This is a genomic window from Pseudomonas sp. MWU13-2105 (assembly GCF_023242315.1).
GTDB lineage: Bacteria > Pseudomonadota > Gammaproteobacteria > Pseudomonadales > Pseudomonadaceae > Aquipseudomonas.
Map to the genome: position 1 here is coordinate 1 of NZ_JALLIY010000074.1, position 754 is coordinate 754.

Annotated in this window: 1 protein-coding gene; it reads right to left on the reverse strand. The window is 64.3% G+C overall.

The window, feature by feature from the left end:
* On the reverse strand, window positions 1-754 hold a 754-nt coding region (locus M5B96_RS32350; RefSeq protein ID WP_248801225.1), incomplete at both ends, for an amino acid permease.

A 754-nucleotide genomic window follows, 5' to 3' on the forward strand; every position in this document is an offset into this window, starting at 1 on the left:
TGCCGACCACCGCTTTCATCGCCTGGGGCAACGGGTCGTTGATGTTCGACAGTTGGCGCCAGTCGCCGACGCCGCCGGCCATCACCATCACGCCGAGGGCCAGGAACACCAGGGTCAGGATGCCGCCGACATAGGCCTTGGGAATGGTGCGCTTGGGGTCCTTGGCTTCTTCGGCGGCCATGGCCGCGCCTTCGATGGCGAGGAAGAACCAGATTGCAAAAGGGATCGCGGCAAAGATGCCGGGGATCGAGTCGAGGCTGAAGCTGCTCGAACCGGACCAGCCGTTGAGCACGAAATTGCTGAAGCTGAAGCCCGGCGCGACCACGCCCATGAACACCAGCAACTCGGCGACCGCGAGCACTGTTACCACCAGTTCGAAGGTAGCGGCGATGCTGACGCCGAGGATATTCAGGCCCATGAACACCACGTAGGCGCCGACGGCGGCGAGGCGCGGGTCGAGGTCCGGGTACTGGACGTTGAGGTAGGCGCCGATGGCCATGGCGATGGCCGGCGGGGCGAAGACAAATTCGATCAGGGTGGCGATCCCGGCGATCAGCCCGCCACGTTCGCCAAAGGCCCGGCGGCTGTAGGCAAAAGGCCCGCCGGCATGGGGAATCGCGGTGGTCAGTTCGGTGAAACTGAAGATGAAGCAGGTGTACATGGTCGCCACCAGCAGGGTGGTGATGAGAAAGCCCAGGGTGCCGGCGGTGCCCCAGCCATAGCTCCAGCCGAAGTATTCGCCGGAGATCACCAG